At 67.3% G+C, this 23,803-nt stretch carries 21 protein-coding genes; 7 read left to right on the top strand and 14 right to left on the bottom strand.

Features of this window, described 5'->3' with window-relative positions; all coding sequences use genetic code 11:
- Positions 1–30: 30 nt before the first annotated feature.
- Genes mutL through AABM56_RS02590 form a run of 4 tightly spaced genes read right to left on the bottom strand, consistent with a single transcriptional unit; the run spans position 31 to position 5,327 of the window.
- Positions 31–1,929, bottom strand: coding sequence for a DNA mismatch repair endonuclease MutL (gene mutL, locus AABM56_RS02605; RefSeq protein WP_133862324.1), 1,899 nt, complete (start codon positions 1,927–1,929; stop codon positions 31–33).
- On the bottom strand, positions 1,922–3,352 hold the full coding sequence (locus AABM56_RS02600; protein ID WP_133862325.1) for an N-acetylmuramoyl-L-alanine amidase: 1,431 nt from the start codon (positions 3,350–3,352) through the stop codon (positions 1,922–1,924). Before AABM56_RS02600 ends, mutL begins: the two co-directional genes overlap by 8 nt.
- 38 nt (positions 3,353–3,390) lie before the next feature.
- On the bottom strand, positions 3,391–3,852 hold the full coding sequence (gene tsaE, locus AABM56_RS02595) for a tRNA (adenosine(37)-N6)-threonylcarbamoyltransferase complex ATPase subunit type 1 TsaE (RefSeq protein WP_133862326.1): 462 nt from the start codon (positions 3,850–3,852) through the stop codon (positions 3,391–3,393).
- Positions 3,840–5,327, bottom strand: coding sequence for an NAD(P)H-hydrate dehydratase (locus AABM56_RS02590; protein ID WP_263259631.1), 1,488 nt, complete (start codon positions 5,325–5,327; stop codon positions 3,840–3,842). Before AABM56_RS02590 ends, tsaE begins: the two co-directional genes overlap by 13 nt.
- Positions 5,328–5,388: 61 nt before the next feature.
- Between AABM56_RS02590 and queG the strand changes: the two genes are divergently transcribed.
- Positions 5,389–6,453, top strand: a complete 1,065-nt coding sequence (gene queG, locus AABM56_RS02585; protein ID WP_133862328.1) for a tRNA epoxyqueuosine(34) reductase QueG — start codon at positions 5,389–5,391, stop codon at positions 6,451–6,453.
- A 16-nt stretch (positions 6,454–6,469) separates the two neighbouring features.
- Here queG and AABM56_RS02580 read toward each other — a convergent pair whose 3' ends face one another.
- From AABM56_RS02580 to AABM56_RS02555, 6 genes are all read right to left on the bottom strand, one after another.
- The gene (locus AABM56_RS02580; protein ID WP_263259630.1) at positions 6,470–6,661 is read right to left on the bottom strand and encodes a hypothetical protein; all 192 of its coding nucleotides are present in this window, start codon (positions 6,659–6,661) and stop codon (positions 6,470–6,472) included.
- Positions 6,628–7,152: a DUF2931 family protein gene (locus AABM56_RS02575; protein WP_347883818.1), complete on the bottom strand. Its 525-nt coding sequence runs from the start codon at positions 7,150–7,152 to the stop codon at positions 6,628–6,630. Before AABM56_RS02575 ends, AABM56_RS02580 begins: the two co-directional genes overlap by 34 nt.
- Positions 7,149–9,020, bottom strand: a complete 1,872-nt coding sequence (locus AABM56_RS02570; RefSeq protein WP_133862329.1) for a PAAR domain-containing protein — start codon at positions 9,018–9,020, stop codon at positions 7,149–7,151. Before AABM56_RS02570 ends, AABM56_RS02575 begins: the two co-directional genes overlap by 4 nt.
- Before the next feature lie 97 nt (positions 9,021–9,117).
- Positions 9,118–9,732, bottom strand: a complete 615-nt coding sequence (locus AABM56_RS02565; RefSeq protein ID WP_042137396.1) for a trimeric intracellular cation channel family protein — start codon at positions 9,730–9,732, stop codon at positions 9,118–9,120.
- 16 nt (positions 9,733–9,748) lie between these two features.
- Positions 9,749–10,297 (bottom strand): oligoribonuclease, encoded by a 549-nt coding sequence (orn, locus tag AABM56_RS02560; protein WP_133862330.1) that lies wholly within the window; start codon positions 10,295–10,297, stop codon positions 9,749–9,751.
- A 50-nt stretch (positions 10,298–10,347) separates the two neighbouring features.
- Positions 10,348–11,118, bottom strand: coding sequence for a class I SAM-dependent methyltransferase (locus AABM56_RS02555; RefSeq protein ID WP_208692990.1), 771 nt, complete (start codon positions 11,116–11,118; stop codon positions 10,348–10,350).
- A 94-nt stretch (positions 11,119–11,212) separates the two neighbouring features.
- Between AABM56_RS02555 and rsgA the strand changes: the two genes are divergently transcribed.
- The gene (rsgA, locus tag AABM56_RS02550; RefSeq protein ID WP_133862332.1) at positions 11,213–12,235 is read left to right on the top strand and encodes a small ribosomal subunit biogenesis GTPase RsgA; all 1,023 of its coding nucleotides are present in this window, start codon (positions 11,213–11,215) and stop codon (positions 12,233–12,235) included.
- A gap of 48 nt (positions 12,236–12,283) precedes the next feature.
- Here rsgA and AABM56_RS02545 read toward each other — a convergent pair whose 3' ends face one another.
- The 3 genes from AABM56_RS02545 to motA all read right to left on the bottom strand — a co-directional run bounded on the left by AABM56_RS02545 (position 12,284) and on the right by motA (position 15,058).
- On the bottom strand, positions 12,284–12,883 hold the full coding sequence (locus AABM56_RS02545) for a nitroreductase family protein (protein WP_133862333.1): 600 nt from the start codon (positions 12,881–12,883) through the stop codon (positions 12,284–12,286).
- A gap of 163 nt (positions 12,884–13,046) precedes the next feature.
- A complete protein-coding gene (locus AABM56_RS02540; RefSeq protein ID WP_133862334.1) occupies positions 13,047–14,207 on the bottom strand; it encodes a flagellar motor protein MotB in 1,161 nt (386 codons plus the stop codon).
- A complete protein-coding gene (gene motA, locus AABM56_RS02535; RefSeq protein ID WP_017642892.1) occupies positions 14,207–15,058 on the bottom strand; it encodes a flagellar motor stator protein MotA in 852 nt (283 codons plus the stop codon). Before motA ends, AABM56_RS02540 begins: the two co-directional genes overlap by 1 nt.
- Before the next feature lie 117 nt (positions 15,059–15,175).
- Here motA and AABM56_RS02530 point away from each other — a divergent pair, with 117 nt between their 5' ends.
- The 5 genes from AABM56_RS02530 (at position 15,176) to AABM56_RS02510 (ending at position 22,434) form a co-directional block, all read left to right on the top strand.
- Positions 15,176–16,693 carry an HDOD domain-containing protein gene (locus AABM56_RS02530; RefSeq protein ID WP_133862335.1) on the top strand — a complete coding sequence of 506 codons (1,518 nt, stop codon included), beginning with the start codon at positions 15,176–15,178 and terminating at the stop codon, positions 16,691–16,693.
- 59 nt (positions 16,694–16,752) lie between these two features.
- On the top strand, positions 16,753–17,562 hold the full coding sequence (locus AABM56_RS02525; RefSeq protein ID WP_133862336.1) for a rhodanese-like domain-containing protein: 810 nt from the start codon (positions 16,753–16,755) through the stop codon (positions 17,560–17,562).
- Positions 17,563–17,578: 16 nt separating this feature from the next.
- Positions 17,579–18,487 (top strand): archaetidylserine decarboxylase, encoded by a 909-nt coding sequence (asd, locus tag AABM56_RS02520; protein WP_347883817.1) that lies wholly within the window; start codon positions 17,579–17,581, stop codon positions 18,485–18,487.
- 67 nt (positions 18,488–18,554) lie between these two features.
- Positions 18,555–20,315 carry a molecular chaperone gene (locus AABM56_RS02515; RefSeq protein ID WP_347883816.1) on the top strand — a complete coding sequence of 587 codons (1,761 nt, stop codon included), beginning with the start codon at positions 18,555–18,557 and terminating at the stop codon, positions 20,313–20,315.
- Between the two features lie 40 nt (positions 20,316–20,355).
- Positions 20,356–22,434, top strand: coding sequence for an EAL domain-containing protein (locus AABM56_RS02510; RefSeq protein ID WP_347883815.1), 2,079 nt, complete (start codon positions 20,356–20,358; stop codon positions 22,432–22,434).
- A gap of 27 nt (positions 22,435–22,461) precedes the next feature.
- Here the strand turns inward: AABM56_RS02510 and serB are convergent, their stop codons facing one another.
- Complete coding sequence (gene serB / locus AABM56_RS02505) at positions 22,462–23,616, bottom strand: phosphoserine phosphatase SerB (RefSeq protein ID WP_347883814.1); 1,155 nt, start codon at positions 23,614–23,616, stop codon at positions 22,462–22,464.
- Positions 23,617–23,803: the final 187 nt, after the last annotated feature.

The following is a 23,803-nucleotide window of genomic DNA, read 5'->3' as shown; positions in this document are numbered from 1 at the left end:
AAGGGCGCCGCGCGGGACACGGCGAGGCGGTCAGCGGCCGCGCAGGAAGAGTTTGTCCAGGTCATCCAGGCTGAGCTGGGCCCAGGTGGGACGACCGTGGTTGCACTGGCCACTGCGCTCGGTGGTTTCCATGTCGCGCAGCAGGGCATTCATCTCTGGCAGGGTCAGCCGCCGGTTGGCGCGTACCGAGCCATGGCAGGCCATGGTGCCGAGCAATTCGTTGAGGTGCGCCTGGATGCGATCGCTGGTGCCATAGTCCAGCAGGTCGGCGAGCACGTCCTGCACCAGTCGCGCGGCCTGGGCCTGCTTGAGCAGCGCGGGGATCTGCCGGATGGCCAGGGTCTCGGGGCCGAGCCGCTGCAATTCGAAGCCGAGCCGCTCGAACCACTGGCCGTGCTCTTCGGCGCAATCGGCCTCGCGCTCGCTGACCGCCAGGGATTCCGGCACCAGCAGCGGCTGACCGCGCAGGCCTTCGCTGGCCATGGCCACCTTGAGCCGCTCGTAGGTGATGCGCTCGTGGGCGGCGTGCATGTCCACCAGGATCAGGCCCTGGGCATTCTCGGCGAGGATGTAGATGCCCTTGAGTTGCGCCAGGGCATAACCCAGCGGCGGTACGTCGCCCTGCTCCACCGGCAGGGACGCGGCTTCGGCACCCTCCGGCAGCGGCGCGAAGAAGGCCTTGTAGGCGCTCTGCACCTCGGCCACCGGCGCACCCGCATAGGGCTGCGGGGTGGGACTGTAGTGCGCGGCGCCACCCGACCCGCCGCCACCGGCGAAAGGCTGGGCCGGCGGCGCAGGGCTGTCGTGCAACATGGCGGCGGCCAGGCGCATCTCGCCCTGCGGGCCGAATTCGCCGGCGGCCGGACCGCTCAGCGGCGCTGGCGCCGTGGGTGCCACCACGGCGAGCTGGTCGTCCGGGCGGATATCGCCCAGGGCCCGGTGCAGGGTGCCGTAGAGGAAGTCGTGCACCTGGCGGCTATCGCGGAAGCGCACCTCGTGCTTGGTGGGATGGACGTTGACGTCCACCACCGCCGGATCCACTTCCAGGAACAGCACGAAGGCCGGGTGGCGGCCGTTGTAGAGAACATCGCGATAGGCCTGGCGCACCGCATGGGCGACCAGCTTGTCGCGCACCATGCGGCCGTTGACATAGAAGTACTGCAGATCCGCCTGGCTGCGCGAAAAGGTCGGCAGGCCGACCCAGCCCCACAGGCGCAGGCCGTTGCGCTCGTGCTCCAGCGGCAGCGCCTGTTCGAGAAAGGCCGGGCTGCAGACCGCGCCGACGCGCCGCCCCTGACTCTGGGGATCGCTCGCCGGATGCAGGGCCAGCACGCTCTTGCCGTTGTGTCGCAGATGAAAACCCACGTCGAAGCGCGCCAGCGCCAGGCGCCGCACCACTTCCTGCAGGTGATCGAATTCGGTCTTTTCGGCGCGCAGGAACTTGCGCCGCGCCGGGGTATTGAAGAACAGGTCGCGCACCTCCACCGAGGTGCCCTGGGGATGGGCGGCGGGCTGCACCCGTGGCTGCATCTCGCGGCCTTCGGTCTCCACCTGCCAGGCCTGGTCCTCGCCGCGAAAACGCGAGGTCAGGGTGAGGCGCGACACCGAACTGACCGACGCCAGGGCCTCGCCGCGAAAGCCCAGGCTGGTGACGCTTTCCAGTTCATCCAGGTGATAGATCTTGCTGGTGGCATGGCGCGCCAGGGCCAGGTGCAGGTCATCCGCCGGGATGCCGTGACCGTCGTCGCGGATGCGCAACAGCTTGACCCCGCCCTGTTCCACCTCGATGTCGATGCGCCGGGCACCGGCGTCCAGGCTGTTCTCCAGCAGCTCCTTGGCCACCGAGGCGGGGCGTTCGACCACCTCGCCGGCGGCGATCTGGTTGGACAGCCGCGGGCTGAGCAGCTGGATGCGCCGGGGTTCAGTCATTGCTGGCCGCCAGTTCGTGGGTGGGGATGGTCAACACCTGACCGGAGCGGATGCGATTGCCGCGCAGCCCGTTGGCGGCGCGCAGGGTGGAAAGGTCGACATCATAGCGACGGGCGATGAGGCTCAGGCTTTCGCCGGGTTGCACCCGGTGCTGATCGAAGCCGCGCACGCTGCCGACCTTGTCGCCCCGCTGCTCGCGCTGCCAGGCCAGGTAGGTGCCTGGCGGCGGACGATGCTGGAAGTACTGCACGATACCGGCCTGGATCTGCCGGGCGAGCAGGCCCTGGTGCGCCGGACTGGCCAGCTTGGCCGACTCGTTGGCATTGGTGATGAAGCCGGTCTCCACCAGGATCGAGGGGATGTCCGGCGACTTCAGCACCATGAAACCCGCCTGCTCCACCCGCGAATGCAGGAGCTTGGTCGCGCGCCCGACCTGACCGAGGATGGTCTGGCCGACCTCCAGGCTGGAGGCCACGGTGGCGGTCATGGACAGGTCCATGAGCACCCCGGCGAGCATCGGGTCCTTGTTGTCCAGGGCATCCGACACCCCGCCGACCTGGTCGGAGCGGTTTTCCGCATCGGCCAGCCAGCGCGCCGCCTCGGAGGTGGCGCCGCGCTGGGACAGGGCGAAGACGGTGACGCCCTCGGCGCTGGCGCTGGGTGCGGAGTCGGCATGGATGGAGATGAACAGGTCGGCACCCTTCTTGCGGGCGATGACCTGTCGTTGGCGCAACGGGATGAAGTAGTCGCTGGTGCGGGTCAGCTCGGCGCGAAAGCCCCTCTGTCGGTTGAGATTGGCCTGCAGCTGCTTGGCGATGGCCAGCACCACGTTCTTCTCGTACAGCCGGCCGCGGCCGATGGCGCCCGGATCCTCACCGCCATGACCGGGGTCGATCACCACCACCACGTCGCGCTTGCCACTGGGGCTGGAGGGCAGACGGGTCGCCGGCTGGGCCGGGGTCACCGGGGTGGCCGGCAGATTGGGCGTGACCGTGGCGGGGATGTCGCTGGTGGCAGGGTCGGTGCCCTGGTCGTAGAGATCGACCACCAGGCGATTGCCGTATTCCTTGTTGGGCGCCAGGGTGAAACTCTTGGGCGTCAGGGCACCCTTGGTGTCCAGCACCAGGCGCACCTCGCCCGGCGAACGCTGGGCCGCCCGCAGGCCGGTGATGGGGGTGTTGCGCAGCGGCTTTTCGTTCAGCCCACCGTCGAGCTGCGCGCCGGACAGGTCGATGACGATGCGATCCGGGGCACTGAGGGTGAAGACGCTGGCCTTGACCGGGCCGGTCAGATCGAACACCAGACGGGTATTGTCGGGCGCGCGCCAGACGCGCATACCCTTGATCTGGGTGGCGGCCAGCAACTGACTGCTGAGAATCAACAACAACAGGCCGAGTCCCGACCTGAAAAAACGCTTGCGCATGCCTGCGACCGTATAGCTGGAGAACGAGGGATCGGCGCCTAGGGCGCGAGGGCGGCGCACCAGGCCTCGCCGTGAGCGCCCTGGCTGACCAGGCGTAGATCACGGCCGTCGGCGCGTGGCGTAATGGTAATGTCCAGGTCCGGCTTTGGCAAAAAGCCCTGACCGCGCTCGGGCCATTCCACCAGGCACAAGGCCTCGGGTGTGAAGTAGTCGCGAATCCCCATGAATTCCAGTTCTTCCGGATCGGCCAGGCGGTAGAGGTCGAAGTGATAGACCGCACCGCTGGCCAGTTCGTAGGGTTCGACCAGGGTGAAGGTCGGACTCTTCACCGCCCCGCCATGGCCGAGACCGCGCAGGATGCCTCGCGACAGAGTGGTCTTGCCGGCACCCAGATCGCCGTGCAGATAGAGCACGCCGCGACCGCCGCTGGCCTGGGCCAGGCGGGCACCCAGGGCATACATGGCGTCTTCGTCGGCGGCGTGCAGGGTCAGTTCAGGCATGGCTGGAGTTCCTCGAGCAACTGGCGAGCGACCGGGGGCAGATCGCTGGCGGCGAGACCGCGGCCCTGGCGACCCAGCTCGGCACCGGCACGGCCATGCAGCCAGGCGCCCAGACAGGCGGCCTCGAAGGGCGCCAGCCCCTGCCCCAGCAGGGCGGCGATGATACCGGTGAGAATGTCCCCCAGGCCACCCGTGGCCATTGCCGGGTGCCCCTCTCCGCACAGCGCCATGCGCCCGTCCGGGTGGGCGATCAGGGTGCCGAAGCCCTTGAGCAGCGCCACGCCGCCGTAGCGCCGCGCCAGTTCGCGGGCGCTGCCGGGGCGATCGGCCTCGATGTCCTTGATCGAGACCTCCAGCAGCCGCGCCGCTTCGCCCGGATGGGGCGTCATCACCCAGGGCCCGCGTGGCGCCTCGACCACCCCGGCGGCTAGCAGATTGAGGGCATCGGCGTCCCAGACCTGGACGACGTCCAGCGTCGCGGCGGCACTGGCCAGGGCCTTGCCCCAGGCGCCCTGCCCCAGGCCCGGTCCGACCGCGAGCACATCGGCCTTCTTGGCCAGCTCCAGCACGGCGAAACTGGAATGCACCCCGGCGACCATGATCTCCGGCCGCCGCGCCAGCACCGCGGTCACATTGGACGGCCGGGTCGCCAGGCTGAGCATGCCCACGCCACAGCGCAGCGCCGCCTCGCTGGTCATGATGGCCGCGCCACCGGTGCCTTCGTCGCCGCCGATCACCAGCAGATGACCGTACTGTCCCTTGTGCGCATTGAGCGGGCGCGCCGCCAGGCGTGGCAGGTTGCCGGGTGCCAGGCGCTGGGCGGTGGCATGAGCAGGATTCTGCGGCTCCTCCATCAGCGGCTCGAATACCAGACTGCCGACGTGATCCGGCCCCTTGCCGGTGAACAGCCCCAGCTTGAGACCGATGAAGGAGATGGTCAGGTCGGCGCGTACCAGCGGACCTGCAGCGGCGCCGGTATCGGCGTTCAGTCCGGACGGCAGATCGATGGCCACCACCGGCAGTTCGCTGGCGTTGATCCGCTCGATGGCAGCCGCATAGGGCGCCCGCGCCGGGCCCTTGAGCCCGGTGCCCAGCAGGGCGTCGACCACCACGCCTTCGAGCGGGGCGTCCGCGCGCCAGGGCTGGATGTCCACGCCGGCGGCCAGGGCCTCGGCCTGGGCCAGGGCGGCGTCGCCCTGGAGTCCGGCGGGATCGGCCAGGTACCAGACCCGGGCCTGCCAGCCGGCCTTGCGCGCCAGCGCAGCGACCAGATAGCCATCGCCGGCATTGTTGCCACCGCCGGCCAGCACGCAGAGGGCGCCGGCATGGGGCCAACCATGGCGCAACGAGCGCCAGGCCGCGGCCGCCGCGCGCCTCATCAACTCGAGACCGGGCAGACCGCCGGCGATCAGTTGGGCGTCGAGATCCCGTACCTGCTGGGCGCTGTAGAGCTGGAACGGCAGTTCGTCGTGCATGCTGGGAAAGCCTCCGGAGTCTGGCAAAATAGGCGGCCCTCCTGCCTGTGCGTTCCCGTCGATGTCCGCTGTCGCTCTCGATCTCGCCGCCCTGGCCGACCTCATCAAGACCTGGGGTCGGGAATTGGGCTTTCAGCAGACCGGCATCGCCGGGCTGGATCTGGCACGTCACGAGGAACATCTGGAGCGCTGGCTGGCCGCCGGTTTCCATGGCGAGATGGACTATATGGCCGCGCACGGCAGCAAACGTTCGCGACCGGCCGAACTGGTCCCGGGGACGTTGAGGGTGGTTTCCCTGCGCATGGACTACCTGCCCGGCGACACCCGCATGAGCGAGCGCCTGGCCGACGGCGCGGCCGCCTACGTCTCGCGCTACGCCCTGGGCCGCGACTACCACAAGCTGATCCGCAAGCGCCTGCAACAACTGGCCGAGCGCATCCAGGGCGAGATCGGCCCCTTCGGCTATCGCGCCTTCGTCGACAGTGCGCCGGTGCTGGAAAAGGCCATCGCCGAACAGGCCGGCCTGGGCTGGATCGGCAAGAACACCCTGGTGCTCAATCGCAAGGCCGGCAGCTGGTTCTTTCTCGGCGAACTCTTCGTCGATGTGCCCCTGCCGGTGGACGAACCCACCCCGCGCGATCACTGCGGCACCTGCCGCGCCTGCCTGGATATCTGCCCGACCCAGGCCTTCGTCGGCCCCTATCAGCTCGACGCCCGGCGCTGCATATCCTACCTGACCATCGAGTTCAAGGGCTCCATCCCGCTGGAGCTACGGCCACTAATCGGCAACCGGGTCTTCGGCTGCGACGACTGCCAGCTGGTCTGCCCCTGGAATCGCTTCGCCAAGCCGACTGCCGAAGGCGATTTCCAGCCGCGTCACAGCCTGGACAGCGCCAGCCTGGCCGAACTGTTCCGCTGGACCGAAGCCGAATTCCTCAGCCGCACCGAAGGCTCGCCCCTGCGCCGCGCCGGCTACGAGCGCTGGCTGCGCAATCTGGCCGTCGGCCTGGGCAATGCCCCCACCAGCATCCCGGTTGTGGAAGCCCTGAAGCTGCAGCGCGAACACCCCTCACCCTTGGTGCGCGAACACGTGGAATGGGCGCTGCAGCGGCACGGCGAGGCTTGAGCGGCAGGTAAGACGTTCAGGGCCCTACCGTGGTGTAGGGGATGGGTGCCCACCAGCTGCCATAGGGCACGCCGTACTTGTCGACATAGTGCTTGACCACCGGCGACAGCGGTCGGTACTTGCCGCCCGACTTGCCACCATAGGGCCCCTTGGGCTCGATCTCGGCCTGGAGGGTCAGGACTTCGATGGGATCGAGGCACGGGCCCATGATCCAGACCTTGACCACCCCGCCGGGCGCCAGGCCGATGGTGAGGGCTCGCGATAGTCGAAGTGGTAACCGCTCGGACACTGGTCCGGGATACGCTCGACCATCTTTGCCCTGGCCCAATCGGGGATGGTAAACAGTGCGTGATAGGTTTGAGGCTCGACCATGGATTGCCAGCGCAAAGAGATAACGTAGGGCAAGTCTAAGCCGGTTAGAGTACGGCCTTTGCCTGAGCCGATTCTTTCTGGCCAACCCTCTGCGCGAATCGCCAGATTTTCAGGTTTGCCATAAGACACTACTCCCCCCATGGCATTGGGAAAGATGCGCCCGTTGTTATCACCAATATTGACTTGCTCCAGCCAAACTTCCATGTAGTTAGGCGCTATAAAGCCCAAATACCAGGATTCGTAAGGCATTTTTTGTTTGGTCGAGGCATTGGATTGGCAGCCAGCAATACACAACACCAAGATGAGAAGCAGCCAAAAGCGACTCATATCGGATACCCCGCCTGCGGTCGATTGGGATAGACGTTGCGCCGACCATCGGCGGTAGGGGCATCGACGAAGATCGTATCCACATTACCCAGGCCACTGCCCATGCGCGCATTCCAGTGAGCCGACCTGTGTACATAGCGACTGAGCAGCAGACGATTTTCGGCCTGACTCAGTGCCTCAGGTATATGCGGACTACCGGACTGAAGCTTGCTGGCTATCGGAGCCAGTTCGGCCGGCAAACGCCACTCCGGATCCTCGTCATCGAGGGTCGTGAAAGGGACACCCTGGGCACTGGCCAGACGGTGCATCATCCGCAGGTAAACCAGGGATAGCTCTCCACGAACCTTTCGCTCCAGCCGTATCGCAGCGAAGACTTCGACTTCCGGCAGGTCGCCCCGGACACGGGGCAACTCGAGGCGCCAGGTATCGATGCCAAGACGAGTGCTGGTTGAGTCGTACCAAGGCGGCCCTTGCAGGCGCCGCAACTCCAGTTCAGCCTGACGATAGCTCCAGGCCTGGTGGCTATCCGTGCCCCTGGGCTCACGGGAAGCCCTCGGCCGGGTCATCAACAATCCCTCCTGCATCTCATCCGGATAGCCACCCCCGACATCGGCATATGCGCCGGGCAGGAATATCTCCTCATGCTCGGGCGCCACGCTGGTCAGGGCGAAATTGCGGCGGTACTCGTGCTGCGCTGCCAATTGCACAACCTTGAGCGCGCAACCAGCCGGCAGATAGAGATTGAGCCCCGGATTAATCGCATTGGCTGGACTGAAATCGCCCCGCAGAGGATCAGCAACTGCTGCCACGGTATCGAACACGCCAATGAAATTGAGTTTCACCTTGGTGCGCTTCCAGGGAAGACACGGCAACAATCCTGCCGCGGCAATACCACCATCGACCTTTAATACCTCATTGGCGAAATGCCGCGCTGCTGCTGCCCCTTGGCTAAAACCAAAAAGATCGAACTCGACAGCCTCGACGGATACTTTGGGATTACTGAGTCGAAACTGTACGTATTGTTTGGCAAACGCGGATGGGAAACTGCGGACGCAGCCCAACACGCCGCTTTTCCCCACGCCTGTCCCCATGGAAAACAAATTATCCGGCTGGCCAGCTTGCGTCCCAATACCTTCGATATAGACAGAGATACTGGATCGAATCTCGCTTTTATCGAGCTTTCGATCCACATCGCTCTCATACAGCCGATACAACCGCGCAATATTCGTCTCCGCCCCCGCATAGCTGCCATCGGTACTCAGCATGAACTTCTCGCAATGCCGGACGATGCTGCGCGCCTGATCCTGGCGAAAGCCCTGCTCTTCCGCCCGACAAGCCGCACCGGTGGCGGCATTGAAGAGGTTGTTGCCGGTGCCGTCGAAGAAGACGCCGATGCGCAGGGTGATGCGCTGTTCTAGCGGGCGCTCCGCCTGTTCGGCGACTTCATCCCTGGCAACGGGTGCGCTCTCCGGGTGGTTGGCAGGCTCCTCGATATCCTGTCGCTCCCGGGAGCGAAGTGCCGAAGGCTGGCCCTGCCCCGGTGCCAGGCCGGTAGTGCCTGCACGGCTTGCGCAGGCGCCCTTGGGCGCGCCGCCGGCGTCCAGGCCGATGATGACGCTGCCCGAGCCGCCAATCACCACGCCGCCATGGCAGGTAAGGCTGCCGAGCACCGCCGCAGGCCGGCCGTTGATCAGGACGGTGGGGATGACCGCGGCGCTCAGGGCGGCGCCACAGCCGCAGGCATGGCCGAGAGTGGCGGCGGGTAGGCCATCGAAAGCGACATCGGTGGAGCCCTGGACCAGGGCGCTGGTACCGCATTTGGGGCAGGCGACGGCGTCGCCCAGGCGAGCAGCAGGCTTTCCAGACATGACCGATCTCCCTATCGGTAACTGGGGCCTGAAAAATGCCGCACAAAAGGCTCTAGGACAAGCCTTTCAGCGCGATACCGCGCAATTTCTCACGACCTCAACCGTGGGGATCGTCCGGATAGGTGAAGGTCGGCATCTGCCAGTTGAATCTCAACGCCAGCAGGCGCAACAGCAACCCCGCGGCCAGGGTGATGAGCAGCGCCTGCTCTTCGCCGAGCCACGGGCGGCAGAGCAGGTAGCAGCCGGCGGAGAGTACCGCCACGCTGGCATAGAGCTCGCGCCTGAGGATCAGGGGTACGTCGTTGCAGAGGATGTCGCGCAGGATGCCGCCGCAGGTGCCGGTGAGGGTGCCGCTGACGATGACGATGGCCGGACTCAGGCCCATCTCCAGGGCCACCTGGCAGCCGATCACGGTAAAGGCCACCAGGCCCAGGGCGTCGAGCACCAGGAACAGCCGGCGCAGATAGCGCATGACTCGCGCGATGGCCACGGTGGCGAGGCCCGCGCCGACGGTGAGCGCGAGGTACTCCGGGTGCTTTACCCAGCCGAGTGGATAGTGCCCCAGCAGGACGTCGCGCACCGAGCCGCCGCCCAGGGCGGTGACGCTGGCGATCAGTGCCACGCCGAACAGGTCCATGCCGCGGCGCCCCGCGGACAGGGCGCCGGTCATGGCCTCGGCGGTGATCGCGACCAGATAAAGGATGGACAGCAGCACGGACGGGTGGCCGTCAGACCTTGATGAAGTGCTCGCGATAGTGCCGCAGCTCGGCGATGGAATCGCGGATGTCGTCCAGCGCCAGGTGGCTGCCGCTCTTCTTCACGCCGTCACGCACATGGGGCGCCCAGCGCGCGGCCAGTTCCTTGAGGGTGGAGACGTCCAGGTTGCGGTAGTGGAAGTAGGCTTCCAGCTCCGGCATGCGGCGATAGAGGAAGCGGCGATCCTGACAGATGCTGTTGCCGCAGATCGGCGACTTGCCCTTGGGCACCCACTGCTGCAGGAATTCCAGGGTCAGGGCCTCGGCCTGGGCGGTATCGACGGTGCTCTCGCGCACCCGCTGAGTCAGTCCCGAGCCGCCGTGCTGGCGGGTGTTCCACTCGTCCATGCCGGCCAGGATCTCTTCCGACTGGTGGATGGCCAGCACCGGGCCTTCGGCCAGCACATTGAGATCGCTGTCGGTGACGATGGTGGCCATCTCGATGATCACGTCCCGATCCGGATCCAGGCCGGTCATTTCCAGGTCGATCCAGATCAGGTGCTGCGGATTGGGGGCGGTCATGGTGAACTCCTTGATGATGGCACCAGTGTAGCAGCGCGCCTGCCGCGTACCTACCGGCGCCAGAGCAGCAGCCGGCTGCCACGCAGGTCGCCTACCTCCAGCACCTGATCCGCGGGCTGGTCGGGAATCTCGAAGGTGTTGCTGATCAGCCAGCTGCCGGCCCGCTGTTCCGTGCGGGCCTTGTCGCCCAGGCGTGGCATGGGCGCCGGCGAGAGAAAGCAGTACACGACGTCGAACTCGCCCAGCTCAACCCGCCAGAGATCGCGATAGCGCACCTGGCAATTGCGCCGCGGCAGGCAGCGCAGCCAGGCCAGGGCGAAACTCAGTGGCGCCGTCTCCACGCCGACGAAGGTGGCCTGGGGAAAGCGCCGGGACAGATCGACCAGGGTATCGCCCAGGCCGCAGCCGAGGTCGACGAAGCGAAAGGTCGGCTCGCGCTCGGCGAGCAATTCGGCCAGCCGCTCGCGGGTCTGGCGCCCGGTGAGATAGAGCGGTACCCGCTCGCGCAGGCTGTTCCAGTTCAGCAGCAGGAGCAGCAGGAAGCCGAGCGCGGCGATGCCCGCCGAGAGCCCGCGACCGCTGACCAGGTAGAGCGCCGGGGCGAACAGCACATTGATGAACACCCACCAGCGGGCGAGTCCCAGCAACTCGCCCAACAGAGCCGCCAGTACCGCCTGCAGGCAGACCAGCGCCAGCAGCGAGGGGCGCTGGCCGGCGAAGCCGGCCCACAGGCGGATGCCGACGACGGCGACCACCAGGGCGGCCAGTTGCACCAGCACGGCCAGCAACAGCGGATAGCGCGAGGCGAGATGGGCCAGCATGGGGGCTCCGGAGCGACGAGGTACGCCAAGTTTAGGTAATCCGCGAGAGGCGGCCAATGCTAGACTCAGCGGTCCTGAAACCCGCGGATATCCCATGGCCAAACGCCACCTGACCCGTCGCCAGAGCTGGCGGATCGAAAAAATCCAGACCGAACGCGCCGCCCGCGCGGAAAAGCGCGAATCCAAGCTGATCGACGAACTCGAAGGCGGCGACCTGGGACCGGAGCAACAAGGCCTGGTGATCGCCCACTTCGGCGTTCAGGTGGAGGTCGAGGATGACGACGGCCAGCTGCAGCGCTGTCACCTGCGCGCCAACCTGCCGACCCTGGTCACCGGCGACCGGGTGGTGTTTCGCCCAAGCCTCCAGGGCAACGGCGTCATCGTCGCCCAGTTGCCGCGGCGTTCGGAGATCTGCCGGCCGGACATGCGCGGCCTGCTCAAGCCGGTGGCGGCCAACGTCGACCGCCTGGTGATCGTCTTCGCCCCGCTGCCCACGCCTCACGCCAATCTCATCGATCGCTACCTGGTGGCCGCCGAGCATGCCGGCATCCAGCCGCTGCTGCTGCTCAACAAGGCCGATCTGATCGACGCGCACAACGGCCCGGCGCTGGACGAACTGCTGGGCGTCTACCGCGAGCTGGACTATCCGCTGCTGGAAGTCTCGGCCCACAACGGCCTGAGCATGGACCAGCTCAAGAGCGAGCTGGACGAGCATGTCAGTGTCTTCGTCGGTCAATCGGGGGTGGGCAAGTCGTCGCTGGTGAACGCCCTGCTGCCGGGCGTCGATACCCGCGTCGGACCGCTGTCCGAGCTGACCAACAAGGGCACCCACACCACCACCACCGCCCGGCTCTTCCACTTTCCCGATGGCGGCGATCTGATCGACTCGCCCGGTATCCGCGAATTCGGCCTCAGCCACGTCAGCCGTGACGACGTCGAAGCCGGCTTCAAGGAATTCGGCGACTACCTCGGCCACTGCCGCTTCCGCGACTGCAAGCACGAGCGCGAACCCGGCTGCGCTTTGCTCGCGGCCCTGGAGCGCGGTGACATCCATCCGCAGCGGATGGCCAGTTACCGGCACATCCTGGCCAGCCTCGATGGCGAGTCACGCTACTAAGCAAAACGCCGGGCAAGCCCGGCGTTTTCTTGTATCAGTCGACGACCATCAGCCAAAGACGCGGAAGCGCTCGGCGTCGTCCATGAAGCCCTTCTCCGGGAAGTCGCCTTCGTTGGAACCGAAGGGCATCTGCGCGCGCAGATGCCAGGTCTCCGGCAGTTGCCACTCGGCGGCGGCCAGGGCATCGGGCAGCGGATTGTAGTGCTGCAGGCTGGCGCCGATGCCGGCGTTGGCCAGGGCCGTCCACACGGAGAACTGGGCGATGCCGCTGGCCTGTTCCGACCAGATGGGGAAGTTGTCGGCGTAGGCGGGATACTTGTCCTGCAGGCCGGCGACGACGTGCCGATCCTCGTAGAACAGCACGGTGCCGGCGCCGGCCGCGAAGCTGTTGATCTTGCCTTCGGTGGCGGCGAAGGCGTCGGCCGGAACGATCTGCCGCAGCGCCTGCATGACGAAGCCCCAGAACTTGTCGCTCTCGGCGCCGAACAGGATCACCGCGCGCGAACTCTGCGAGTTGAAGGCGGAGGGCGACAGCTTGACCGCTTCCTGGATCAGCGCGGTGACCTCGTCCTGGGCCAGTGGCAGGTTCTTGCCCAGCGCGTACTGGGTGCGACGGCGCTTGATGGTGTCGATAAAGGCGTTGCTCATCGGAAGGCTCCTGCAAGGGAATCGGAGATCGGGAGACCGCGCGCCAGGGCGCAAGGTGCCCGATCCAGCATGAAACCCCTGCAGCTTAACCAGCCTCGCTCAGGCCAACGGACGAAAAAACCGAACGCTAGCAGCGAATTTTCCTATCGATCACCGCGCCCGCTCAGGGCTTGCCCTGGATGACGCCGGCATCGAAGGCATTGACCTGCTGCTTGAAGGCCGCGTTGTTGACGGGTTGCGCCAGGTTGCCGGTGGCGCTGACGCCACCGCTGGAGACCCCGCCCCGACTGGCCGCCGGTGCGGCGCCAGCCGCGGGCTTGGGCGCCTGGTTGCCGCCGGCGCGGCCCTCGATGGCCTGCTGGGCCTTCTTGGTCAGCACGATGATGTCGATGCGGCGGTTGACCGGATTGAGCGGATGCTCGCGATCGAAGGGTGCCGAAGAGGCATAGCCGACGATCCGCGCCACCTGGTCTTCCGGATAGCCACCGGCGACCAGCGCCCGACGCGCGGCGTTGGCGCGACCGGCGGACAACTCCCAGTTGCTGAAGTCGCCCTTGCCGTTGTAGCGCGCCGCGTCGGTATGGCCGCTGATGCTGATCTTGTTCGGCACCTGGCGGATGGTGTCGGCCATGGCCAGCAGAATGTCCTCGAAATAGGACTTCAGCCGCGGGCTGCCGGAATCGAACATCGGCCGGTTGTCGGCATCGACGATCTGGATGCGCAGGCCGTCCTGGGTGATCTCCAGCAGGATCTGGTCCTTGAATTTCTGCAATTCCGGATTCTGCTCGATCTTGTTCTGCAGCTCCTGCAGCAGCAGCTCCAGGCGCTCCTTGTCGACCTGCTCGGCGATCTTTTCCGCCTGGCTCGGATCCATCTTGGCCTGACTGGCATCCTTCTGCTGCTGGGCCGCGTCGTTGGGCTGGCGCTTGTCGGACTGATCGGGCGCCTGGGTGGGATCGGGCGCGACACGGTTGGAATCGTTGGGGTCGGCGCGCTCCTGCACGTCCGGATTGACCTTGTTCTGGGTCGAATCCGGTTGCGCCTGGATCTCGGGATTCAGGGTGCGGTCAGGCGCCGGCGTCGGCGTGCCGCCCAGGTCGATGACATAGGGGCTGGCACTTTCGGTGAAGCCGATCGGATCCTGGAAGTAGCCGGCGATGGCCTTCTTCTGCTCCGGGGTGGCCGAGGACATTAGCCAGAGCACCAGGAAGAACGCCATCATGGCGGTGGCGAAGTCGGCGAAGGCGATCTTCCAGGCGCCGCCGTGGTGGCCGGCGGCGCTCTTCTTGATGCGCTTGACGATGATCGGCTGGTTGTTGTCCATCAGCTGCCCCGCATCGCCTGCTCGAGCTCACTGAAGGACGGCCGGTGCGCCGGGAACAGCACCTTGCGGCCGAACTCCACGGCGACGGTGGGCGGCATGCCGCTGGCCGCGGCGACCAGGCAGGCCTTGATGGCCTCCAGCACATTGAGCTCTTCCTTGGCGTCGTGCTCCAGGCAGGTCGCCAGGGGACCGAAGAAGCCGTAGGCGGCGAGAATACCGAGGAAGGTACCCACCAGGGCGGCGCCCACGTGGCCACCGATGGCCGCCTGGTCACCCTCGCCGAGCATGCCCATGGTGATCACGATACCCAGTACCGCGGCGACGATGCCGAAGCCGGGCAGGCCGTCGGCGACCCGCGATACCGCGTGGGACGGATGCTCCAGCTCTTCCTTGATGCCGGCCAGCTCCATGTCGAACAGGCCTTCCAGCTCGTGGGGGGCCATGTTGCCGGAGGACATCAGCCGCAGATAGTCGGCGACGTAGGCAGTCATCCGCTCATCCTTGAGGATGTTCGGGTACTTGCTGAAGATCGGACTGGCCTTGGGATCCTCGACGTCCGCCTCGATGGACATCATGCCCTCGCGCCGGCTCTTGTTGAGGATCTCGTAGAGCAGCTTGAGCACGTCCAGGTAGAAGGCGTGGGTGAAGCGATTGCCAAACATCTTCAGCGACTTCTTGAACACCTGCATGAAGGTGCTGCCCGGGTTGGCCTGCAAGAAGGCCCCCAGGGCGGCACCGCCGATGATCAGGACCTCGAGCGGCTGGATGATCGCAGCGATCTTGCCATGCGCGAGGATGTAGCCGCCGAGGACAGCCGCGAATATCACGATGATGCCGATGATTTTTGCCATGGTTGGGAATACTGTGTGCTAAGGAAAATTGAGCCGGGGATCTGCCCTCACGTCCCCTTTATCGGACCTGGCGCCCCGGACTGAAGGCCTTTCATCAAATTTCAAGGCGACCGTCGTATGTCCAGCCGCCCGAACACCGTCGAAGACTGGGTCAAACACCTGGAAGGCGTGCGCCTGCCGGTAGCCACCGCCAGCGCGGAGCGCCTGCGCCGCGCCCTGGCCGATGGCCGTCTGGCGTTGCATGAGATCGCCGAACGGCTCTGCGAGTCACCCCCCCTGGCGCTGGCCCTGTTGCGCGAGGCCAATCGCGGCCATGCCAGCCTCGGCGATCCGGCCGCCAGCCTGGAAGCCGTGCTCGGCCGCGTCGGTCTCGGGCCGGCGGAGTACCTGATCGCCCGCCAGCCGACTCTGTCCGAGGAGCGCCTGCCGCGTCCGCTGCGGCAGCTGTGCCTGGTCAGCCAGCACGCCATGACCCTCGGGCTGGGCCTGTTCGGCGTCCCCCTGGCGCGGCTGTGGCCGGACATCCGCCTGGCCGCCCTGCTCTTTCTGGCGCCGCTCTGGCCGCTGGCGACCCGCTATCCGGAACTCTTCGAGGAATGGGAGCGACGGGTGCTGGGCGAAGGCGAACCGGCGCTCAGGGTCGAGCGCGAATTGCTCGGCGTGCCGGCGATCCGCCTGTGCCAGGCACTAGCCCGTCACTGGCAGCTGCCCGAGTGGATCGTGGAAGGCTATCGCCTGCTGGACCAGGATCGCCGGCAGCTGGTCAGGGCGCTGCACATCGCCCATGGCGACGATCCCCTCGAACAGCAGCAGCGCCTTGACGACGACCCCAACCTGCGGCGCTGGCTGACCCATCCCGGCAACACCATCCTGCTGGCCAACGGTCTGGCGCTGGCCAGCCACCAAGCCTGGGACGGCCCCCACACCCTGCGCTGGCAGCGTTTCAGCGCCCTCTATCTGCAACTGCCGCTGGCGCGGGTGCAGAGTCGCAGCCACGAACTGGCGGTGCAGGATGCCCAGCGCCATGCGCGGCCCGGCCTCTGGCACCCGGCCGAGGGCCTGGTCTGGCCACCGGGCGAACGGCGCCTCAAGCCGGTGCCCCGGGTGCAGGTCGCCAGCGAAAGTCAGGCACAGCGCTGGCGCGGACTCTGCGAGCAGCTGCTGCACACGCCCAGCGCCTTCGCCACCCTGCCCCAGCTGTTCGATTGCGCTCGCCAGGCGCTGGTGGCCTGCGGTCTGCCGCGGCTGCTGCTGTTGACCCCGGATCGCAACGGTCAGAAGGGCAATGTCCAGCTGCACCATGGCCTAGACGACGCCCCCGGTCTGCAACTGGACATCGCCAGCCACCCGCTGCTGGCCAAGTTGTTCGGCAGCCCCGGCCAGTTGCGCATCGATGACGACAACCGGGCGCGCTTCGCGCCGCACCTGCCCGCCGATCTGCGCCGGCTGTTCAGCAACGAGCGGCTGTGGCTGCGCAGTCTGGGCTTTGGCGAACGGGTGGTGCTGGTGGCGATCCTGGACAGCGAACTGCAGCCGGCAGACCCGCGGCGCAGCGCTGCGCTGGACAAGACCTTCACCTGCATCGAGCGCGCCATCGGCACCTTTGCCAACCGTCCGCGGGCACGACCGACCTGACGCTGGCCGGTCAACCTCGGTACACTTCACCTTTGCTACGGACCGACGGGAAATCCGCGATGCCCTTTTCCGCCCTGCCCCTGGTGATCGAACCGGCCGATCTCGCGGCGCGCCTGGATGCGCCCGAACTCATCCTGGTGGATCTCTGCAGCGCCGCCCACTATGCCGAGGGTCATCTGCCCGGCGCGCGCCATGTCGCACCCGCGCGCACCCAGCTGGGCAGCAAGCCGGCGCCCGGCCTGCTGCCGGCCCAGGCGGACCTGGAACAGCTGTTCGGCGAACTGGGGCAACGCGAAGAAGCCGTCTACGTCGTCTATGACGATGAAGGCGGCGGCTGGGCCGGACGCTTCATCTGGCTGCTGGACGTCATCGGGCACGGCCACTATCACTACCTCAACGGCGGGCGCCAGGGCTGGATCGCCGCCGGCCTGCCGCTGAGCACCGCGGTCCCCACCACGGCCGGGGCCCCGGTCGCCCTGACCCTGCACGAAGAGCCCACCGCCAGCCGCGCCTATCTGCAGAGCCGGCTGGGCGCCGAGGACCTGACCATCTGGGACGCCCGGGGCGCCGATGAATACCGCGGCGAGAAGGTGCTGACCGCCCGTGGCGGGCACATTCCCGGGGCGATCAACTTCGAATGGACCGCCGGCATGGATCGCGAGCGCCAGCTGCGCATCCGCGAGGACCTGGCCACCGAACTGGAGCGCCTGGGCATCACCCGCGACAAGGAAATCATCACCCACTGCCAGACCCATCACCGATCCGGCTTCACCTACCTCGCGGCCAAGGCCCTGGGCTACCCGCGTGTCAAAGCCTATGCCGGCTCCTGGGGCGAATGGGGCAACCACCCCGACACCCCGATCGAATGATTGCCAAGGACCTCTCATGAAACTGCAAGACCGTCTGTTCATCCTCGCCCAGCACCTGCTGCCGCACCATCTGCTGTCGCGGCTGATCGGTGGCTTCGCCGAGTGCCGGGCGCCCTGGTTCAAGAATCTGCTGACCCGCTGGTTCGTCCGTCACTATGACGTCGACATGCGCCAGGCCCAGGTGGAAGACCCTACCGCCTACGAGAACTTCAACGCCTTCTTCACCCGCGCCCTGAAGCCCGGCGCCCGTCCGCTGCCGGCCGCAGCCGACGCGGTGGTCAGCCCGAGCGACGGCGCCATCAGCCAGCTCGGTCGCATCGAGCATGGCCGCATCTTCCAGGCCAAGGGTCACAGCTACAGCCTGCTGGAGCTGCTCGGCGGCGACGGCCTGCGCGCCGCGCCCTTCATGGGCGGTCAGTTCGCCACCATCTACCTGTCGCCCAAGGACTACCACCGGGTGCACATGCCGCTCACCGGCACCCTGAAGGAGATGGTCTATGTGCCCGGGCGCATCTTCTCGGTCAATCAGCTCACCGCCGAGAACGTGCCTGAGCTGTTCGCCCGCAACGAGCGGGTGGTGTGCATCTTCGACACCGCCGTGGGGCCCATGGCGGTCATCCTAGTCGGCGCCATGATCGTCGCCAGCATCGAGACGGTCTGGGCCGGTCTGGTCACGCCGCCCAGGCGCGAACTCAAGCGCTTCGCCTACGACGAGGCCGCGCGCGCACCCATCACTCTGCGCACCGGCGACGAGCTGGGTCGCTTCAAGCTGGGCTCCACCGCCATCGTGCTGTTCGGCCCGGAAGCGGTGAACTGGTCCGCTGAACTCGGCGCCTTGTCCACCGTCAACATGGGGCAACTGCTGGGCGTTCCGACCACGCCAGCCCCCTTGACCACCGTTTCCGAGCCAGGGCCTCTCGCCTAGATGCGCGGTTCACTGCCCATCGAAACAGGAGTGTGCGCGGCCAATGGATAGCAAAAGGCCACAGCTCATGTTGCGGGTACCGACACCCGATCAGCGCAGCCTGACGTTTTGTGACGCCACCCCGGCCGGCCTCAAGCGCTGGCTGGAGCAATTGCCGCGGGCCAAGCTGGGCGAATTCGCCCGGCTGCTCTACCAGGGTCTGCTGGAACTCAATCGGCTGATCCTGACGCCGGAAGCGCGTCTGCGCCTGCTCGAATCCCTGCGCCCGGACGTGCAGCGGGTCTGCCAGCTGCTGGAACGCCATGTGCTCAACCAGGCCATCGTGCTCGACGAGCGTTCGCGCAAGGTGGCCAATCTCTGCCAGGCCCTGCAGAACCTGCTGGCGGCCGGCTACAAGCTGATCGTGGTCGAGGAAAGCGATCGTGGCGAACGCAGCACGCTGCTGGCGACCGCCATCCAGCGTGCCCTGCGCGCCCTGCTCGGGCCGCTGATCCGCGCCGCCCAGCTCTACACCCCGGTGCACGACAATCTCTGGCTGGAGCTGCACCAGCTCTATCGGCTGGCGGTGACCACCGGCCTGCACAACCAGAAGATTCGCGATGAACTGCTGCCCGGCGACGGCAGCCAGACCATCACCCAGGCCTATGGCGCCGCCCTGCTGTTCGGCGCCGCGCGCTGCAACCAGTTGCGCCAGAGCCACATCGCCCAGCTGACCCTGCACCTGGACGACTGGGCCAGCCTGATCCGTCTGCAAGGCCCCGAGCAGAACGGCACCCTGATGGTGGTGGCGCCGCAGATCGACGCCCCGCCACGCTATCGCTCGCTGTTGCGCGAGGCCAATCTCAACGGTCTTCTCGGTCTCGCGCCGCAGCAGCTGGTGCAGGCCATCGAGGACTACCTGGCGCTGGCCCCGGAACAGCGGCCGCGGGCGCGCCTGCCGGTGCACGGCGATCTGTCCCTGGATCTGCTGCAACACCTGGTGGGGGCCTGGGGCCAGGAGGCGGATCGCGCCTTCCAGCGCATGCCCGGCCAGGGTCAGGTGCAGGTCTGCATCGGCATGAGTGCCCTGCACTATCAGCTCGCGGGTGGCCAGGCGTTCGCCGACACCCTGCGCCTGTCGGCCACGGTCGTGCCGGACGCCTTTGCGCCCAAGCCCAAGGACGACGTCTGGTCGCTGGCCTTCGATGCCGACACCCAGGCACCCGACGCCCTGGACTGGAGCGCCGAGAATCTGGAAGAGATCCACTACGACGTCCTGCCCGGTGACGGCGAGGCGGCCAGTCCGGCTTTTCCGATCCATGCGGTGCAGGTGGTCAACCACAGTCCGGGCGGCTATTGCCTGAGCTGGAGTGGCGAGGTGCCCGAGCAACTGCAGGCCGGCGAATTGCTCGGCGTGCGCCTGCCCGAGGATCACAACTGGGGCCCGGCGGTGGTGCGCTGGGTCCGCCAGGTGCCCGGCAGCGGGACCCAGATGGGCGTCGAACTGCTGGCGCCCACCGCGCGCCCCTGTGGGCTGCAGCTGCTGCGCAAGGCCGAGCAGAACAGTCAGTACCTGCGCGCCCTGCTGCTGCCGGAGATCAAGGCCATCGACCAGGCGCCGACGCTGATCGCACCGCGACTGCCCTTCCAGGAAGGTAGCAAGGTGCAGATCAACCAGCAGGGCAACGAGCAGCGCGGCATGCTCGACCGGCGGCGCAGCATGACGGTCAGCTTCAGCGTCTTCGAATATCACCTGCTGGAGCAGAGCGGTACGCAGCCCAGCGGCGGATCCACGGGCGGCGGCGCGCGTCAGGAAGAAGACTTTGACTCGCTGTGGAAGTCTCTGTAGCTTCGCTGAATCATCGTTATCGCCAGGGCGCGAATAGACCATGGCCGCCGAACACAGCGCGATCCGCCTGTTACTGCTCGAAGCATCGCAGAACGAGGCGGAACGCCTGGTCAGCCTGTTCCGCAATGCCGGACGGGCGACACGGGCCCAGCGCCTGGCCGACCCCGCGGGTCTCGACGAACTGCTGTCCCAGTCCTGGGACCTCGCCATCCTCGCCCCACCCTCGCCGGAACTCGACAGCCTGGCCGCCCTGCGCCAGTTGCGCCGCCGCGTCCCCCAGCTCGCCGTCATCCAGCGAGTGGCGCCGGACGATCCCGCGGCGGTGCTCGAGGCCCTGCGCCTCGGCGCCCGCGACGGCATCGCCAGCGACAACGACGAACACCTACTGCTGGCCAGTCTGCGCGAACTCGGCAACCTGGCCGAGCGCCACGAACGCCGGCGCCTGGAACAGGCCCTGGCCGAGGCCGAGCAGCGCTGCCAGCTGCTGCTGGCCAACGCCGTGGAAGCGGTCGCCTATGTCCACGACGGCCTGCATATCCACGTCAACTCGGCCTATGTGGAGCTGCTGGGCTATCCGTCCGCGGAAGACCTGGAAATCACGCCGCTGATGGACCTCATCGCCGCCGCCGACCAGCCGGCGCTGCGCGAGGCCTTTCGCCAGTTGCGCGACGATCCCCGCCCCCTCGAACTGGACTGCCGCTGCGTCCGCCAGGACGGCAGCACCTTCGGCGTAACCCTGGGCCTGACGCCAGCCATCTATCTCGACGAACCCTGCGTGCAGCTGCACCTGCGCGAGGAACGCGCGGCCCCGGCCGCCGAGGCCCTCGAGGAACAGCTGCGCGAGGTGCGCTTCCAGGACATCCTGACCGGTCTGCTCAATCGCAGCCGCATGCTCGAATTGCTCGAGGACGCCCTGGAACGCGCCCGGCTCGGCGCCCCGGCCAGCTTCGCCTACCTGAGCATCGACCGCTATCCGACCCTGCTGGCCGAGCTGGGCATAGGCGCCATGGACGAATTGCTGGTGGTCCTGGCCGAGCGCCTGCGCGAACACTTCGGCACCCTGGTGACCCTGTCGCGTTTCGCCGACGACGCCTTTACCGCCCTCCTGCCACAGGCGGCCGACGCCAGCCTGGACAGTGCCTTCGAGCGCCTGCTCGGCCGCCAGGAGCGCCAGCCGCTGACCCTGGCCGGGCGCACCCTGGCCATCAGCTATTCCATCGGCGTGGTCAGCCTGGACAGCCAGGCCAAGAGCGCCGGCGACCTCGTGGACCGTGCGCATCGCTCCGCGCGCCAGGTCGCCCAGCGTGGCGGCAATGCCTGCAAACGCTACGACCCCCAGGAAGAGCTGGCCGCCGCCGCCAATCGCGGCAATCTGGTGGCCATGGTCAAGCAGGCCCTGCAGCAGAACGGCTTCCGCCTGCTGTTCCAGCCGGTGATCGGCCTGCGCGGCGGCAGCCACGAGTACTACGAGGCGCTGCTGCGCCTGATCAATCCCCAGGGTGAGGAGGTCTCACCGGCCGAATTCGCCCGCACCGCCCGCGACAGCGGCCTGAGCGGCCAGATCGATCGCTGGGTGATCCACCAGGCCATGCGCCAGCTCGGCGAGCACCGCGCCCGCGGCCATGGCACGCGCATCTTCGTGCATCTTTCGGGGGCGACCCTGGGCGATCTGGAGTTGTTGCCCTGGCTGCGGGAAACCCTGCAGGCGCAGCAGCTGGACGCCGAGGCGGTGATCTTCCAGCTCAGCGAAGAAGACCTGCTGGCTCAGCCGGAGCAGGCCCTGGCCATGGCGCAGCGGCTGCGGCGCCAGGGACATCCGGTCACCCTGAGCGGTTTTGCCGCCGGCGATCCGCCGCTGGCGGCGCTGCGCCTGCTGGTACCGGATTACGTCAAGCTGTCGGGCAAGCTGATCAAGGACCTGGCGCAACCGGACCACCAGGAGCGCCTCAAGGCCCTGGTCGCCGAACTCAGCGCGCAGAACGTCCAGACCATCGCTCCCTTCGTCGAGAGCGCCAGCGTGCTGGCCCAGCTGTGGCAGGTCGGGGTGCACTTCATCCAGGGCTACTATCTGCAGGAGCCCAGTCAGGCTATGGACTACGAATTCCATCCCGAGCACTAGGGCTCGGGAGGCTCGCAGCGCGCGGACTCAACCGCGGGTATGGCGATCTTCCACACCGAGCAGATAGAGCACGCCATCCAGGCCCAGCACGCTCACCGACTGGCGGGCGGAATGGCGCACCAGCGGCTTGGCGCGAAAGGCCACGCCCAGACCGGCCAGGGCCAGCATCGGCAGGTCGTTGGCGCCATCGCCCACGGCGATGGTCTGCTCCAGCGTCAGGCCTTCACGACTGGCCAGTTCCTGCAGCAGATCGGCCTTGCGCTGGGCATCGACGATGGGCTCGACGGCGCGACCGGTCAGCTTGCCGTCGACGATCTCCAGTTCGTTGGCATAGACGTAGTCGATGCCCAGCCGCGCCTGCACCTGGCGAGCGAAGTAGGTGAAGCCGCCGGAAAGGATGGCGGTCTTGTAGCCGAGCCGCTTCAGCTCGGCGAACAGCCGCTCGGCCCCTTCGGTCAGGCGCAGCCCGGCACCGATGTCTTCCAGCACTTCCTCGGACAGGCCCTGCAGCAGCGCCATGCGCTCGGTGAAGCTAGCGCGGAAGTCGATCTCGCCGCGCATGGCGCGCTCGGTGATGGCCGCGACCCGCTCGCCGATACCGGCAGCCTTGGCCAGCTCGTCGATGACCTCGGCCTGGATCAGAGTGCTGTCCATGTCGAACACCGCCAGCCGGCGGTGCTGACGCTGCAGCTCATCCGGCTGCCAGCCGATGTCGGCCTGGCCTTCCTGGGCCAGCGCCAGCAGGCCCGCGCGCAGCGCCTGGGGTTCGTGCGGCTCGCCGGTCACGCGCAGCTCCAGGGCGGCCCGTTCGGTCGCGCCCGGCTCGCTCAGGGCGCGGATGGCATGGATGTTCAGGCCATGCTCGCGGCACAGCGCGGCCAGGCGGGTCAGCGGCAGATCGGCCAGGGTGCGGCCCATCAGCGTCAGGACATGGGCTTCGCCGGTGTCCGGCGCCGGCTGCGCCAGGGGCGCCACCTGCAGCCCCAGGGCCTGCAGCGCCTGCCCCAGCGCCGCGCCGGCACTCGCCGGACTGACCAGCAGGGTCACCGCGGCACTGTTGTCCAGACCCTGCTGCTGCAGCGATTCCAGCCGGGCCCCGGCCGCGGCCAGGGCGCCGGTGAGAGCCGCCAACCAGTCGGCGGGCAGGATGCCCACTGCCTGGAGTCCGATAACGTCTTGCATGGCGATACCCTCGCGGAAAAGCGCGCAGTCTACCCTTTCGCCTCGGCGGTGCCGAGCCGTGGGCACCGGCTGGCGGAGTGAGTCCACCGCCGGCCTCTTTTGCGGGCGAAGCCCTGTATTCGCCGTTTTCGCACCCCTGGCACGCTGGTTATACTGGCCGCACATTTTTTGTCCAAAGAAACGATTT

It is taken from the genome of Pseudomonas aestiva (assembly GCF_039908605.1).
Classification (GTDB): Bacteria; Pseudomonadota; Gammaproteobacteria; order Pseudomonadales; family Pseudomonadaceae; genus Chryseomonas; species Chryseomonas aestiva.
This window is presented reverse-complemented; position numbering and strand designations above follow the sequence as displayed.

Coding starts and splice junctions, on each gene's coding strand:
- mutL (WP_133862324.1), bottom strand. CDS start 1,929: ATGACTGAACCCCGGCGCATCCAGCTGCTCAGCCCGCGGCTGTCCAAC.
- AABM56_RS02600 (WP_133862325.1), bottom strand. CDS start 3,352: ATGCGCAAGCGTTTTTTCAGGTCGGGACTCGGCCTGTTGTTGTTGATT.
- tsaE (WP_133862326.1), bottom strand. CDS start 3,852: ATGCCTGAACTGACCCTGCACGCCGCCGACGAAGACGCCATGTATGCC.
- AABM56_RS02590 (WP_263259631.1), bottom strand. CDS start 5,327: ATGCACGACGAACTGCCGTTCCAGCTCTACAGCGCCCAGCAGGTACGG.
- queG (WP_133862328.1), top strand. CDS start 5,389: ATGTCCGCTGTCGCTCTCGATCTCGCCGCCCTGGCCGACCTCATCAAG.
- AABM56_RS02580 (WP_263259630.1), bottom strand. CDS start 6,661: ATGGGCCCGTGCCTCGATCCCATCGAAGTCCTGACCCTCCAGGCCGAG.
- AABM56_RS02575 (WP_347883818.1), bottom strand. CDS start 7,152: ATGAGTCGCTTTTGGCTGCTTCTCATCTTGGTGTTGTGTATTGCTGGC.
- AABM56_RS02570 (WP_133862329.1), bottom strand. CDS start 9,020: ATGTCTGGAAAGCCTGCTGCTCGCCTGGGCGACGCCGTCGCCTGCCCC.
- orn (WP_133862330.1), bottom strand. CDS start 10,297: ATGACCGCCCCCAATCCGCAGCACCTGATCTGGATCGACCTGGAAATG.
- AABM56_RS02555 (WP_208692990.1), bottom strand. CDS start 11,118: ATGCTGGCCCATCTCGCCTCGCGCTATCCGCTGTTGCTGGCCGTGCTG.
- rsgA (WP_133862332.1), top strand. CDS start 11,213: ATGGCCAAACGCCACCTGACCCGTCGCCAGAGCTGGCGGATCGAAAAA.
- AABM56_RS02545 (WP_133862333.1), bottom strand. CDS start 12,883: ATGAGCAACGCCTTTATCGACACCATCAAGCGCCGTCGCACCCAGTAC.
- AABM56_RS02540 (WP_133862334.1), bottom strand. CDS start 14,207: ATGGACAACAACCAGCCGATCATCGTCAAGCGCATCAAGAAGAGCGCC.
- motA (WP_017642892.1), bottom strand. CDS start 15,058: ATGGCAAAAATCATCGGCATCATCGTGATATTCGCGGCTGTCCTCGGC.
- AABM56_RS02530 (WP_133862335.1), top strand. CDS start 15,176: ATGTCCAGCCGCCCGAACACCGTCGAAGACTGGGTCAAACACCTGGAA.
- AABM56_RS02525 (WP_133862336.1), top strand. CDS start 16,753: ATGCCCTTTTCCGCCCTGCCCCTGGTGATCGAACCGGCCGATCTCGCG.
- asd (WP_347883817.1), top strand. CDS start 17,579: ATGAAACTGCAAGACCGTCTGTTCATCCTCGCCCAGCACCTGCTGCCG.
- AABM56_RS02515 (WP_347883816.1), top strand. CDS start 18,555: ATGTTGCGGGTACCGACACCCGATCAGCGCAGCCTGACGTTTTGTGAC.
- AABM56_RS02510 (WP_347883815.1), top strand. CDS start 20,356: ATGGCCGCCGAACACAGCGCGATCCGCCTGTTACTGCTCGAAGCATCG.
- serB (WP_347883814.1), bottom strand. CDS start 23,616: ATGCAAGACGTTATCGGACTCCAGGCAGTGGGCATCCTGCCCGCCGAC.